At 48.4% G+C, this 13638-nt stretch carries 13 protein-coding genes; 8 read left to right on the top strand and 5 right to left on the bottom strand.

The genetic code is table 11. The features are described from left to right. The first annotated feature begins 14 nt into the window (after window positions 1-14). The 3 genes from yhbH to CHM34_RS06615 all read left to right on the top strand — a co-directional run bounded on the left by yhbH (window position 15) and on the right by CHM34_RS06615 (window position 3407). Window positions 15-1184, top strand: a complete 1170-nt coding sequence (yhbH, locus tag CHM34_RS06625) for a sporulation protein YhbH (protein WP_094263799.1) — start codon at window positions 15-17, stop codon at window positions 1182-1184. Window positions 1185-1554: 370 nt separating this feature from the next. Next, window positions 1555-1968, top strand: coding sequence for a DUF6323 family protein (locus tag CHM34_RS06620; RefSeq protein ID WP_240511910.1), 414 nt, complete (start codon window positions 1555-1557; stop codon window positions 1966-1968). A gap of 2 nt (window positions 1969-1970) precedes the next feature. Continuing rightward, a complete protein-coding gene (locus CHM34_RS06615; RefSeq protein WP_094263797.1) occupies window positions 1971-3407 on the top strand; it encodes a DUF6179 domain-containing protein in 1437 nt (478 codons plus the stop codon). A gap of 129 nt (window positions 3408-3536) precedes the next feature. On the opposite strand, the gene CHM34_RS06610 is transcribed toward CHM34_RS06615, so the two are convergent. The 3 genes from CHM34_RS06610 to CHM34_RS06600 form a co-directional block, all read right to left on the bottom strand. Further along, window positions 3537-3779 (bottom strand): hypothetical protein, encoded by a 243-nt coding sequence (locus tag CHM34_RS06610; protein ID WP_094263796.1) that lies wholly within the window; start codon window positions 3777-3779, stop codon window positions 3537-3539. A gap of 22 nt (window positions 3780-3801) precedes the next feature. Then, window positions 3802-5457 (bottom strand): ribonuclease J, encoded by a 1656-nt coding sequence (locus tag CHM34_RS06605; RefSeq protein WP_094263795.1) that lies wholly within the window; start codon window positions 5455-5457, stop codon window positions 3802-3804. Window positions 5458-5921: 464 nt separating this feature from the next. Next, complete coding sequence (locus CHM34_RS06600) at window positions 5922-6104, bottom strand: helix-turn-helix domain-containing protein (RefSeq protein ID WP_094263794.1); 183 nt, start codon at window positions 6102-6104, stop codon at window positions 5922-5924. A gap of 158 nt (window positions 6105-6262) precedes the next feature. Here CHM34_RS06600 and CHM34_RS06595 point away from each other — a divergent pair, with 158 nt between their 5' ends. From CHM34_RS06595 to CHM34_RS20155, 4 genes are read left to right on the top strand one after another with little or no spacing between them, the layout of a single operon-like run. Beyond that, window positions 6263-7840: a peptide chain release factor 3 gene (locus CHM34_RS06595; protein ID WP_094263925.1), complete on the top strand. Its 1578-nt coding sequence runs from the start codon at window positions 6263-6265 to the stop codon at window positions 7838-7840. A 22-nt stretch (window positions 7841-7862) separates the two neighbouring features. Further along, on the top strand, window positions 7863-8783 hold the full coding sequence (locus CHM34_RS06590) for a UvrD-helicase domain-containing protein (protein ID WP_094263793.1): 921 nt from the start codon (window positions 7863-7865) through the stop codon (window positions 8781-8783). 16 nt (window positions 8784-8799) lie between these two features. Then, window positions 8800-9981, top strand: coding sequence for a UvrD-helicase domain-containing protein (locus CHM34_RS06585; protein WP_094263792.1), 1182 nt, complete (start codon window positions 8800-8802; stop codon window positions 9979-9981). Then, the gene (locus tag CHM34_RS20155) at window positions 9908-10183 is read left to right on the top strand and encodes an ATP-binding domain-containing protein (RefSeq protein ID WP_141201646.1); all 276 of its coding nucleotides are present in this window, start codon (window positions 9908-9910) and stop codon (window positions 10181-10183) included. The genes CHM34_RS06585 and CHM34_RS20155 overlap by 74 nt, the downstream gene beginning before the upstream one ends. 210 nt (window positions 10184-10393) lie before the next feature. Here the strand turns inward: CHM34_RS20155 and CHM34_RS06580 are convergent, their stop codons facing one another. Both CHM34_RS06580 and CHM34_RS06575 read right to left on the bottom strand, forming a co-directional pair. After that, window positions 10394-10966 (bottom strand): bifunctional transcriptional activator/DNA repair enzyme AdaA, encoded by a 573-nt coding sequence (locus CHM34_RS06580; RefSeq protein WP_094263791.1) that lies wholly within the window; start codon window positions 10964-10966, stop codon window positions 10394-10396. 190 nt (window positions 10967-11156) lie between these two features. Continuing rightward, a complete protein-coding gene (locus CHM34_RS06575) occupies window positions 11157-12413 on the bottom strand; it encodes an APC family permease (RefSeq protein WP_094263790.1) in 1257 nt (418 codons plus the stop codon). Window positions 12414-12708: 295 nt separating this feature from the next. Between CHM34_RS06575 and CHM34_RS06570 the strand changes: the two genes are divergently transcribed. Beyond that, window positions 12709-13542 (top strand): squalene/phytoene synthase family protein, encoded by an 834-nt coding sequence (locus tag CHM34_RS06570; protein WP_240511909.1) that lies wholly within the window; start codon window positions 12709-12711, stop codon window positions 13540-13542. The last annotated feature ends 96 nt before the right edge of the window (window positions 13543-13638 follow it).

Here is a 13638-nt window from a genome sequence, read left to right as displayed (position 1 = left end):
GGGAGGTGACCGGAATGTCCGATCCTTTGTTTATCGTCTCCCAGGAGGATTGGTCCCTGCACCGTAAAGGTTATCAGGACCAGATGCGCCATCAGGAGAAGGTGAGGGAAGCGATCCGAAAAAACTTATCCGACCTGATTTCCGAGGAAGGCATCATCCTCTCCGACGGAAAGAAAGTGGTTAAGGTTCCCATCCGCTCGATGGAGGAGTATCGGTTTCGCTACAATTACAACAAGGGAAAGCACGTCGGACAGGGAGACGGAGAGAGTCAAGTGGGCGACGTCATCGGCCGGGATCCCGGGGACCGGGCCGGACCCGGCAAAGGACAGGGAGCCGGGGATGCGCCGGGGCAGGATTATTATGAAACGGAGATTTCCGTGGAGGAATTGGAGGATGTGCTGTTTGCGGAAATGGAGCTTCCCCGTTTAAAACAGAAGGAACCGGAGGAAATCGTAACCAAAGATTTTCGCTTCAATGATGTCCGCAAGAAGGGTCTCATGGGTAATATCGACAAGAAGCGCACCCTGATCGAAGCATTGAAGCGAAATGCGATCCGGGGGAAAAAGGGATTCGACCGTATCTCCGATGAGGACCTGCGTTTCAAAACCTGGGAGGATGTCGTCATCCCCCATTCCAATGCCGTGGTCATCGCCATGATGGATACTTCCGGTTCGATGGGCATCTTTGAAAAATATATCGCTCGCAGCTTCTTTTTCTGGATGACCCGCTTTCTGCGGACTAAATACGATCGTGTGGAGATCGTATTTATCGCTCACCACACTGAAGCCAAGGAGGTGACGGAGGAGCATTTCTTCAGCAAAGGCGAATCCGGCGGTACGATTTGTTCTTCCGCCTACCGCCTCGCACTGGAAATCATCGACCGTCGTTACCCGCCCTATCGCTACAACATCTATCCCTTCCACTTTTCCGACGGTGACAACCTCACCTCCGACAACGAACGCTGTGTGAAACTCGCCGACGAACTGATGAGGCGGTCCAATCTTTTCGGATACGGCGAAGTCAACCAGTACAACCGGTTTTCCACTCTGATGACCGCCTACAAGCACATCCGGGACCCGAAATTTATGTATTACGTGATCCGGGAGAAGAACCAGGTGTACGATGCACTGAAGCATTTTTTCAAACCCGCCGATCAAGCGGCATCTTCATCCGATCCGGTTTAGTCCTCAGGACAGATCTCAAAAATATTTGATCTTTTCCAGTACCGTCTTCAACAGGCGGTTTTTCTTTTGGGTATTGTTTGCATCCTACCCGGCAAAAAAATATTCGAAAATTCAGTTATTTTAAGCGAAAGAAATAATTTGACACAAAAATCAAGATAAGATATAAAATATAGAGGGTATAATAATAAATAAATTCATTTTAATGATATCATAAAATATCGTAAAAGTCAATGGTTTTTTCGGGAACATTCATCCGGATGATGGAAAAAAACATCGATTTCCTGAGGTGAAAAGTGTGAAGGGGGAAGGAAGCTGCATGTTTTTATCCCAGATATTTAACTCGATAAATATTTCGGTTCAGGAAAAGGTTGTGGCGGAATTACTTGAGATGAATCATAAGACGAAGGAGTTTGGCTTGACCTTAACTCCCGATCAAGTACAAAACATGGTAGCCGTCAGAAACAAAGTGCTTCATGATTATGGGCGAGTGGAACTGGGCATCGAGGTAACGAAAGAGTTAATGGAGGTTTTTTGCACATCCCCTTATATCAATGCTGACAATTATGCATCCACGTTAAATGAGTTGCACGAGATCTTTTATTATTTAAGAAACGAAACGCAGGATCAAATCGGCGACTTTAAGCTGATTCAAATCATGAAGGATTCCTTTGACAATGAGTGTGCGGGTTCTTTGGACCTTTTAAAAAGCAAGCTGGAAGGATTCGCTGAAGATGTCAGGAGAGAAGCACTGCTCAGGGAGTCTTTGTTCGAAGGGGATGAGTAGCATTGGAATCGAAGGGTTTAAAAAATGTCTCGGGATTGGCTGCGCGGAGCAAAATAAAAAAAGCCAATCTGAGACGCAATTCATATACCGTTTCCCTTTTGAGTGAAGGACTGCGCACGGGGATGTTGAGCGATCAAGAGGTTTACCACATACAACATGGATGGATGCTCGTCCTGCGGGAATTGATCGGTCGGTACACGCAAGGAGAAAGTTCCTCCGTCGCCTCTGAAACCGCGGAGGGGATCATGGCCTCGATCATGTACGCGATAGATGCTTATACGTTCAGCTTTGAACAGCCGGATACAGCTGTTATGGAATTAAAAAGCGCTGATGTGAGAGAAGTGTATGAAAAAGGGATCAATCGGGTCAGCCAATGCTTCGATGAAACCAAACGGCTCTACAAAGAAATCAAAAAAAATAAATTGGATGTCCCGGTGGACGCCTATAACACGACGATTGATGAATCACTGCCTGTGTTTATAAAAAAATATGGGATCCTTTTCGATGCCCACAATACGATGGCTAGTATCGATTATCCTCTAGCGATTGATGACATGCGTCTCCAGGGTGTTTTCTACATCAAGCAATACCTGGAGCGACTCCGCATGGAGACACAATTTTGCCGTTTGTTTTCCCAAGAGGACCTGCTGGAGCTTTTATCGGACTATGGAAAGACCTGCAGATTTGATTACCGGATCGAATTGTTCAACATCTTTGGGTTGGTTCTGAACCATGCGGTGTTTTCGGTTCTGTCAGGCGGGGATGCGAATCAGATCAAGATTTCCGCCCATCAGTTCAACCGGTTGAAGCGTTTGTTCACCCATTCAAAGGCCTCTGAGATCCGTTCCTCCATTCATGAAGCGATGAACCGATTACAGCGCGATTTAAACACGGATCCTCTGCTGACGAATTATATGAACCGATGCAGAGACGACCTTGTACAGCGTATCGTGAATGCCGCCGCCCATGACAGTCTGGAAACCGTCATCATCACGAAGAAAAAAGAAAAGCCGAAATCCATTGTGTTGTTATTCAAAGAAGCGGACAGAATGAGTGATGTCCGCTTGCGTTTATTAGTCGAAGACATCATGCGGTGTGAAAAAAAAGAAGAGAAAGTTCAACTCATCAGATCCCATTTTTTTTCGTTACATGATTATCTGGACTTGCTGGACTCCCATTGTCTGTTCGGAGACGAGTATGAAGCGCTGTTTGCGACATTTGGCGACATGGAACTGGCCATATTTGCGAAAATCGTGTTTTATGAGGAGTTGCGGAACGGTTTCCTGAATCTTGAAACCATCATTTTTGAAGGGATGGAGGCCGACTCTGAATGGAAAATCCATTATATTGAATTCATGAAAAGGTTAAGCAAAGACCGGGTCCGCTCCATTGAAAACTTGATTTCGAATATCGACTATGAGGAGATTCCTTTTTATTGACCATTTACTCGGACCTTTACAGCTTACCTGGGAATGGCCATTCACGGGTTTATTCATATCCATATCGGCTGCAACGGATCACCGTTGCAGCCGGTTTACAATTAAACCATTGCAGGGGTATGGATTCGATTACTTTTTCGGAAAGGTTGATCGATTCCGGGTCAGGTAATGATATTCTTCTTTTGTAAATGGACCATATAGTTTTTCCTCGACTTCTTCCGGAGTGTAATACAAATGTTTGATCCTTTGTTTGCGTTCCTTTTCATGATCATAAGGAAGGTAGATCCATTCGTGATCCTTCAGATTCAAACGCATCGCCTGAAGCTTGGCGATGATCAAAGCAGAGGCGCTGATTAAATACGGTTTAGCCAAGGACTCTCTCCTTTCATCCGGATTAAAGATAGGAGATGACAGGGAAAATCAGCGGATGTCGCTGTATTTTTTTCGACAGGAATCGGTTCAGATGCCAAATTATTTCTGCTTTCCATTGCATAGGTTCCTTCCCGTTATTTTGACGGAGCTCGTTTAACAGTTGCTGAACTTCGCGTTTCATCGCCTGAATCAGCTCTTCCGACTCCCTCACATAGACAAATCCCCGGGTAATGATATCGGGCCCAGCTTTCACTTCGAGTGTTTTTCGATTCACCGCCAATACGACCATCACCAATCCGTTTTCCGAGAGTCGTTTGCGGTCCTGGAGCACTACACTAAAATTCTCTTCGATGCCATTTTTGTCCACCACCGTTAGATCGGTGGGGACCCGACCCTTTTTGATTCCTTTCCTGCGAGTCAAATGCACGGTTTCCCCGTTATCCAGAATAAAGATATTTTCGGGTTTTACGCCGGTTTGTTCAGCCAGTTTCGCATGGGTGACAAGCATGCGATACTCTCCGTGGATGGGAATAAAATACCTCGGCCGGATCAGGCGGAGCATCATCTGCTGATCATGCTGGCTTCCGTGACCAGAGGCGTGAATGTCCACTTGAGATCCGTGGATGACCTCGGCGCCAGCACGGAACAACCGGTTAATCGTCTTGTAGATGCGACGGGTATTTCCCGGGATTGGAGAAGACGAAAGGATGACTGTATCTCCCGGCTGAACCTGTATCGTCGGATGGGCTCCGGTTGCGATGCGAGAGAGGGCTGCCCGGGGCTCCCCCTGGCTTCCGGTACACAGGACCACTACTTTCTCCGCTTTGTACTTGGGGAGATCTTTCGCGTCGATGATCAGGTTTTCAGGGATTTTCAAATGGCCCAGGGATTCGCTGATCCGAAACGCTTTTTCCATGCTGAAGCCCAGAATGGCCAACTTCCTGCCGTAAAGGTGAGCCGTTTCCACGACCTGTTGCAGGCGGTACACATTTGAAGCGAAGGTGGAAAAAAAGATTCGTCCCCTCGTCTTGCGGAACAGTTTCTCGATGGACGTGCCCACCGTTTCTTCGGAAGGGGTGGAGCCGGTCCGTTCGCTATTGGTGCTGTCGGATAAAAGAGCTAAAACCCCCCGTTTGCCAACTTTGACGATATCGGAAAAATCCAGGGTTGGGCCTACGGGAGTGAGGTCAAATTTAAAGTCACCCGTGTGCACCACCGCCCCTTCCGGAGTATGGACTACGATTCCGAGAGAGTCGGGAATGCTGTGTGTGGTGCGGAAAAAGGAGACGGACAAGCAATCAAAGCGAAAGTAGGACCGTTCATTCACCTCTTTCAGCTGTGCACCCCGCAATAACCTGAATTCCTGAAGAGTTGACCTTACCAAGCCGATGGTCAAAGGTGCCCCGTACACCGGTACATTCAACCGGGGCAACACATAGGGGAGGGCCCCGATATGATCTTCATGGCCATGGGTTATAAAGATTCCCTTCACCTTTTCTTTATTCTCCATGAGATAGCGGATGTCGGGGATCAGGGAGTCCACTCCGGGGTGCTCTTCATCAGCAAATTTCCGACCGCAATCGATGACTACCATCTCATTTTCATACTCGATGACATACATGTTCTTCCCGATTTCATCCATCCCGCCCAAGGGAAAAATCGAGACACGTTTGGTCATTGGTATCACCTCCGTTGGTTAGCGGATATATTCGTATCGGGATGGAGGGGTCCGCACTCACCCAGTTAGAATGTCATCCATCTTTCACTAGAAGCGTTGTGAAAAAGCCCGTTTTCGGGAGTGTGGAACCCCACCCCGACCCACCAAGGATGTGCTAAAATCACAACGCTTCTAGGTGTTCCATATAAAAAAGGGCATTTACACGGTTTTCCCTGTCCCTTGCAAAAGGGGGCAGACAGCACCAGCGTACCGACTGGGGTCTGAATATCGTGTAAATGCCGCTAAACAGTCGATCGTCCCAAGGAGTCAAACCGATCCGACTTATGCGGCAATCCCGTATCCGGAGCGTTAGCAGAAAAATCATTCCGGGCAGGATACCCCAGCCGCTTCCCGTTGGTCGGCTTGATCCTCTTAGGTATCATACGTTTTCTTTTCCATTCCAACAAAATGATTCACCGCTTTAACTAAATGGGCTCCCCTCTTTTTCGCTTTTCGATGAATTCCGTTAAATCTTCTTTCTTTACCCGCCAATGCCGTCCGATTTTAAAGGCCGGGATGGTTCCTTCCTGTACCAGCTTGTATGTGGTCATTTCGCTAATCTGTAAGTATTTGGCCACCTGTGCCACGGTAAGGACTTCCTGGTCCATCGGAAGCCTCCTTTACTGGTTTTCCAGAATACTATAGCATACGAAACAATATAACTCAAACCCATTCTTTTATAATTGAATATAAATAGTTAGTATCAAATTTATTCACATATGTTATAGTCTAAAGGAAAATGATCGGATGGAAAGGATATGTCGTGATGAAGGATGAATTGCAAACCGAGGTTTCGCGCCGACGAACCTTTGCTATTATTTCTCACCCGGATGCTGGTAAGACCACACTTACCGAGAAACTTCTTTTATTCGGGGGGGCCATCCGGGAAGCTGGCTCCGTGAAAGGCAGAAAGGCCAAAAAACACGCCGCTTCGGACTGGATGGATCTCGAGAAGCAGCGGGGGATTTCTGTTACCTCTAGTGTTCTGGAGTTCACTTACCGAGGGTATCATGTCAATATTCTGGACACGCCGGGGCACCAGGATTTCAGCGAAGATACCTATCGAACGCTGGCTGCAGCGGACAGTGCCGTTATGTTGATTGATTGTGCCAAGGGAGTGGAACCCCAGACGATCAAGCTTTTCGAAGTCTGTGCCAAGCGGGGGATCCCGGTCTTTACCTTTATCAACAAAATGGATCGTCACGGAAAAGACCCTTTCGATCTTCTGGAAGAAATTGAGTCTGTCCTCGGAATGCGTTCCCACCCCATGAATTGGCCGGTAGGTATCGGTTCAGAGTTCTGTGGAATTTACAACCGTCATCGTTCCCGTCTTGAACGATTCGACCGCCAGAAGGATGCGAGGCAGTTGGATGTGGAGGGGCCGGACGACCCTCTGATCCGGGAAGAGGTCGGGGATCTCCTCGCCGATCAGCTATCGGAGGAGATCGCATTACTGGATATCGCCGGTGATCCCTACGACTTTGAAAAAATTCGAAACGGTGAGTTGACCCCGGTTTTTTTCGGCAGTGCCGTTACCAACTTTGGAGTGGAAGCGTTTCTCGAGGATTTTCTGGGATTGGCTCCATCTCCTTCTCCACGGGAAAGCGACCAAGGGCTGATTCAACCCGAGCAGCCGGATTTTTCCGGCTTCGTGTTCAAAATCCAAGCCAATATGAATCCCGCCCACCGGGACCGCGTCGCCTTCCTTCGCATTTGCTCCGGAAAGTTTGAACGTGGGATGAACGTTCGACACGTTCGGACGGGTAAAAACTTGAAACTGGCACAACCCCAGCAATTCATGGCGCGGGACCGTTCCATCGTGGAAGAAGCCTACACCGGAGATATCGTGGGTCTGTTTGATCCCGGACAGTTCCGGGTGGGGGATACCCTCTGCGAGAAAGGATCTTTTCAATTTGAACCGCTCCCCAAGTTTCCGCCGGAGCATTTCGCCAAAATCACAAACAAAAACGCCATGCGTTATAAGCAATACCAAAAAGGATTAGAGCAATTGGTCGAGGAAGGCGCTATCCAAAAATATCGGACCTTCCTCTCCGGGCCGGAGGAAATCATCATTGGTGCGGTCGGGGAGCTTCAATTTGAAGTGTTTGACCATCGGATGAAGAGTGAGTACGGCGTCGATCTCATCTTCGAACGCCTTCCGTTTCGTTTCGCCCGCTGGGTCAAGGGTGCAGTCGAAAACCCCGCCCGTCTTCAACAAGGGAGACGAACTCTGTGTGTCAAGGATGACGAAGAACAGTTGTTGGTGCTGTTTGATTCCGAGTTTTTCATGGAGCATTTTATTCAGCAGAACCGGGAGCTGACATTTGCCAAACAGTCCGACTGATCATAGGAATGGAGGAATGAGGATGTCCGGGTTTTCCCATCCCGAATACATCTCCGAGCAAAAGCGCCTAAAAGCCACTCAGCGATACATCGAAGCGGTACTTGATAGCTCCGGGAAAAACCGTACCGTGTATCAACGGAATATCAAACAAGCCATGGAAGAACTCGATTTTCTGGACAGCAGTCAAAGTTACATCAATATCTTGGTAAATGCCAAATTTCTCGATATCACCGACCGGGATCTGGAACAACTGGCGGCGATCCGCGACAAACCTTATTTCAGCCGCATCGATTTTCAGCCGGAAGGAAGTGGTCAGCCGGAGAAGTTCTATATCGGAAAAACCTCTCTGTACCGACACGATGATCAGCGGCCTGTTATTGTGGATTGGCGTTCGCCGATTGCAAACCTGTACTACGAAGGGCGTCTGGGAGAGGTCACTTACCGGTCGGAAACGGATCATATTCGTGGAAATCTGTCCTTGAAACGCCAATACATCATTGAGGACGGCACCCTGAAAGAATTTCAGGATGTCGATGCCACTTCACGGGATGAGCTCTTGCAGGCATCCCTCCATCGAAGTGCCGATCATCGGCTCAATGAAATTGTAGCCACGATCCAGGCGGAACAAAATCAAGTCATCCGGGCGGATTTTCATCGATCCTTGATTGTCCAAGGGGCAGCGGGAAGCGGAAAGACTACCATTGCACTTCATCGGATCGCCTACTATCTCTATCAACGGGCAGGCCAATTCGATCCGGAGGAAATGATGATTCTGGCTCCTAACCGTCTGTTTTTGGGATACATCTCCAATGTTTTACCGGAGTTGGGGGTTCAGAAAGTCCGGCAGACCACTTTTACCGACTTTTTTCGGGAAATGGCGGGAAAAAAACACCGGCTATCGGATCCGGAAAAGAAATTTTATCGATGGAGCTGCATCAACTGAAGATAAAGGCCAGCAGATGCGCATCTCCCGAATGAAAGGGTCTCTCCGTTATAAGCAGGCAATCGATACTTACGTCGATCGAGTGGTCGAAAGTCTCATTCCGGAAAAGGATCTCAAGTTGAGTAAATATGTGATCTGCAGCCATGAAGAAATCGCACACTGGCTCATCGTCGATTATAAGTATCTGCCGGTTTATCAAAGGCTGGAAAAGATCCGTCAACTTCTTACGAAAGAGATCAAGCGGCGAAGCAAAGAAATCTTGAAGGAAGCCGCCTCTTTCTATGAGGATCGTATCGAAAGAGCTTTGACACAGATCCGGGACCCCGAGAAACGACGGGAAACGGTTGTTCGCTTGATGGATAAAAAAGAAAAGACGCTGAAACGGATCGAACAGGATTCCAAGGTTCGGGTCAAACAATATATGGCCCAGTTTGAAAAACAGGATGTGTTTGCCCATTATCGCGCTTTTGTGAATCAGCCCGATCATCTCGCGTCTTTTTTCGATTCCAAGGAAGATGTCGACCTTCTCTGTAAAGAAACCGGTGGATATTTGGATCGGAAGCGGCTGGAGATAGAAGATACCGCCGCCCTTCTCCAGTTGAAGCATCGATTGTTCGGGTTTCCAAAGCAACAATCCATCAAACACGTGGTCATTGACGAAGCGCAGGACTTCAGTCCGTTTCAAATCGCCGCTCTGAGCGAGGCTCTTCATAACCCTCTGTTCACCATCCTGGGGGATGTCGCCCAGGGAATTCACAGCTATCGGGGTACAAACGACTGGAAAGAAATCTTGGAAGCATTGCCTGCGCCGGAGGCACAAATCCTGACCCTGAAGAAGAGCTACCGGACGACCGTAGAAATCATGAATGCCGCTAACCAGGTGATCCGGCAATTAGATCAGGCCGGTATTACGGAAGCGGAGCCTGTCGTCCGTCATGGTGACATCCCTCGCTTGTACGAATTTGAGAAGAAACAGGACTTGATCCAGCCCCTGCTGGAGGAGATTCGCGTCGGTAAAAACAAGGGATATCAATCGATAGCGATCATTGGCCGCTCTCTCCGTGAATGCAAAAGTATTCACCAGTTATTGACTAAAGAAACCCATTTAAAGGTTCAATTGTTTAATGGGAATGATTCGTTTGAGGATGCGGACCTCCTCATCGTGCCCTCATACATCGCCAAGGGATTGGAATTTTGACATGGTCATCCTCATCAATTTAGATGAGACTTATACAACTGATGAACTGGATTTGAAGCTTCTTTATGTCGCCATGACTCGCACGTTGCATCACTTGTCTCTTTTTGGTCGGCGCGGCACATTTCTGTTGGACGAAATAACACGGTTCGGCTATGTCAAACATTCACCATCGGGGGATCCATCCGCTCAATCAAGCCGCTGATGAAGTTTCGGAGGGTACATCATCATTCGTATACATTGATCTGCAAAAAGCCCGGTAACCGGGCTCTTTTCAATTACAAAGCGACAGAAGGTTCATAAGGGATCCTGGGAGAAAAAAGCAAACAGGAGGCGGTGCTTGAAAGATTGTCCGGAAGGCAGAAGGGGTTCTGCAGGCCCGAAGGACAACTGCCGGCTGTCATCGTCTTCATCCTTACCTTTTTGCCAACTCTTTTGCGGTACGCTTAAAAGCCAACGGCGAAGCCCCCGTTTCTTTTCGAAAAGCGGTATAAAATTGGTTGGGATCATGAAATCCGACTGCAAAACAAATTTCCAGGTTGTTTTGTTTTCCTTCCAAAAGCAGTTGCTTTGCTTGCCGGATTCGGACTTGGTTGAGGTACTGTCGTGGACTTCGTCCCGTACGATTTTTGAACAACCGTTGCAAATGATAAGCACTGATTCCTACCCGTTTGGAAAGCTTGTGCAAGGTCCACGACTGATCATATTCGTTTTCCAGAATTCTCTTTATATCGCGGGCGATTTTTTCATTGGGATGGTAGGTCGGTTGGTACCGATCTGGACGGCATCTTTTGCAGGGTCGATACTCGGAACGAACCGCGTCCTTTATCTGAAAAAAGAATTCCACATTTTCTTTCCTCGGGGTTTTTGATTTACATGAGGGGCGGCAAAAGATACCTGTGGTCTTTACAGCATAATAAAAGATTCCGTCATATGTTTTGTTGCATTGAACCACTGCCTCCCATAACTTTTCCAGTGGGTATTTCATTTGTTTCACCTCCCGGGTTTAGCCTATGGCTTTGTTGGATCTTCTGCCCTTTCAGGCAACTTGGTTCTGTTTTTTGGTCATGAGGGCGGTCGGGCCCGGTTTTCCCCTTCGCTTCGCATCGGCAGATGATGGCGCTCCGTGAAAAACCGGCCCCTCCTTTGTCGGAAACAGAGGCACTTCACACTCAGAGCTATGAGTCAAACAGCGTCCTGATCCTGTGTATTTTTTTATACAAGAAATACAGGCCACTGACCAAAATCGGTACGATGAGGTGCAATCCGAGGAAAGGAACCAGTACTCCGAGTATGATCAGGGAAATCAAAGCGCTGAGCCAAGCGGGAGATCCCTTTTTGTAAAGGCGGAGAGCGGCCATCATGGAAAGGACATACACCACGATCCCCAAGGAGTTTGGAATAAATAACAGTTGGGTGAAATGGATTCCGAGTCCCGCAGTAAAGATCACCCCCGACGAGGCAAAGAGGATGACGAGCCAAACGATCCGAGTGGGGGTGTCTGTACGAGGGTTTAAGTAATAAAAACAAGACGGAAAGGCTTGATCCCGGCTTAAAGCGTAGCCCAGTTGTGCCAGGCTGGCAACGAAGGCATTCACTGTTCCCGTACATATGATGAATGCCAACAGGGCGGTTATGAACTGCGCACCGAACCCCAGCGACCGGTTCATCATGATACCGATCGGTGACGAATCACTTTCCAGATTGCCATACGTTCCGCTGCCTATGGTTATAAAACTGAGCAATAAAAAGACGACGCCGATAATAAAGGCACTGATCAGGGCACTGCGGACCAGATTTTTTTCGGGATGATGAAATCGATGGGCTAAACTGCATATCGCCTCCCAGCCGAAAAAAGACCAAAAAATCATGACCACAGCCGTTCCGACCGGATACCAACCTTCGGGTGCAAACGGCTTGAAATGCTCCCATTGAACAAAGGGCAACGTAACTGCCATCGTCACCAACAACAGAACCAGCAGCAATGTGCTTAGAATGAGAGAAAGTCTTCCGCTTACTCGGACTCCGTAGTGGTTGGATACCCCTCCGATGAACAACATCATACACGCCAGCCCTCCGATCTGAAAGGGAGACCACTGCAAAGGTATCCCGATATAACTGGCTCCGGTCAATGATACGATCACTTGGCCAACCGCCGCCGTGATGAAATAAAACCAGCCGACGAGGTTTCCCGGATGTTCACCGAAAGCCATGCGAACAAAAGTGGCCGCGCCCCCCGCATCCGGATAAGAGCGGGATAAAGCCGCAAATGTATAGGCTAAAGGAAAACTGAAGGCAATCATAACCGCCCAAGAAACAATGGAAGCAGGTCCTGCTACAGATGCTGTACTCGCCGACAGAAATAGAATACCCGAGCCCAGAATCGCCGCTATATACAAAGCGATCGCTTGAGGCAATGGAATGGAACGGTTCATGGATGTTGGTTTCCTCCCAGCTTACGTTCGGTCGTTTTCTTTTTATACCATGAATCTCGGTGAAAATCGTCTGGTTTTTTTGCGATCCAATTCGGAAAAACCATTTCTTAAAATGAATGAGTTGCATGAGATTACAGGAATGTCGTAAAGAATGGTATAGTGGTTACAGAAAACTCTTTTGCACGGATGGAAAGCTCGGCTCATTTGACGAGATAGGGATTTAAGGGCTTTTTCCCTATGTGGGTGCAAATAAGGGTATCACTGCAAAATCAATCAAATGGAGGCTCAGCTCCGGATGGGTAAACAGATGGAATTCAATCAAGAGGCGATGGACATGCTGCGAGCGACCAGCCGGACCTTCTTCATCCCGATCAATCGCCTGCCGGCAGGTTTGAAAGAGGCTGTCGCATCTTCATATCTTTGTATGAGGGCGATTGACGAGATTGAGGATCATCCCCGGCTTTCGTCGGAAGCGAAAGTCGATCTATTGCGCTCGGTCGGTGCAATCCTGGAAAAATCCGGCGGGGATATGGAGTTGAGGACCGCGTTCGATTCGCATCAATCGGTCCTGCCGGAAGTCACCCTGCGCATGGGTGAATGGGCCGGGCTGGCCCCTCCATCGGTTCAATCGATAGTCTATGAGAAGACAGCGACGATGGCCAAAGGGATGGCTGATTGGGTTTCTAAGGGATGGAACATCCATACCGAAGAGGATTTGGACCAATATACGTTTTACGTGGCGGGGTTGGTCGGTTTGTTGCTCAACGACCTTTGGGAGTGGTATGACGGGACAAAAGCGGATCGCCAATTGGCCGTCGGCTACGGTCGTGGACTGCAAGCGGTGAATATTGTTCGAAATCGAAAGGAAGACCTTGCCCGTGGCGTGGATTTCTTTCCCGATGGATGGGAATGGGAAGAGATGTTTTCATATGCCCGGCGGAATTTGGCGATGGCTGATGATTACACGAATCGCATTGAATCCAAGCCGATTCTCGATTTCTGTAAGATCCCTCTTACTCTCGCTCACGGGACCCTCCGTGCACTAGAAGCCGGTAAAACCAAACTGAGTCGGGATGCCGTCAAGCGATTGGTCCGAAAAATTACCGGAGAATACTCAGAGTCGTACTGAGAGGTTCCACGAATGTTCCCCCCGGGGCAAAACCGGAGACCGACCGGCACGGTCTCCGGTTTTTTGTGCCAGTTGTGTATACTTCATAAAAACCCG

This window comes from Paludifilum halophilum (assembly GCF_002245355.1).
Taxonomy (GTDB): Bacteria; Bacillota; Bacilli; order Thermoactinomycetales; family DSM-45169; genus Paludifilum; species Paludifilum halophilum.
This window is presented reverse-complemented; position numbering and strand designations above follow the sequence as displayed.